1 protein-coding gene is annotated in these 424 nt (G+C 59.2%); it reads right to left on the bottom strand.

Annotation, left to right across the window (positions count from 1 at the left end; translation table 11 throughout):
- Nucleotides 1-304, bottom strand: a 304-nt coding sequence (locus tag SB751_RS28290) for a helix-turn-helix domain-containing protein (protein ID WP_410748822.1), incomplete at its 3' end; no start/stop codon positions are given.
- Nucleotides 305-424 lie beyond the last annotated feature (120 nt).

The raw sequence follows: 424 nt of genomic DNA, 5'->3' as shown, positions 1-424 counted from the left end.
GCCCCATCGAGTACCGTGAAAGCCTCGGGTTAGCAACGTAAATCAGTCCAAGAAAATAGCCGCATCCCCGGTGGGTCAATTCTGCGCGCGCGTTAACAGGCGACCGTTCCAGCCTTCGCGAAATCTCACGAACACTGCAGTCCTGCGCCCACAGTAGCGCGATCTCTTCGCGCTCCGAAAATGACAGATAACGCCCAGAGTGTGGCGCCAGGTCGATCGGTGCCATGACGCCCGCTTCACGAAACCACCGCGGTCCCAACGGTTGCGATACGTTACACGCCAGCGCTGCGGCCTCGGTCTCCATACCTTGTGCAATGCACTTCCAGAATGCTCGCTTCGAATCGAGTTGATTGACACCCGGTCTGCCAGGTGATCGCATGACGGGCCTTCCCGTTTGTTCCGAGCCCCATCCCAGTGGTCGTCC

It is taken from the genome of Cupriavidus sp. SIMBA_020 (assembly GCF_046535395.1).
GTDB lineage: Bacteria > Pseudomonadota > Gammaproteobacteria > Burkholderiales > Burkholderiaceae > Cupriavidus > Cupriavidus campinensis.
The sequence above is the reverse complement of the archived record's forward strand: the minus strand, read 5'-3'. Positions and strand labels throughout refer to the sequence as shown.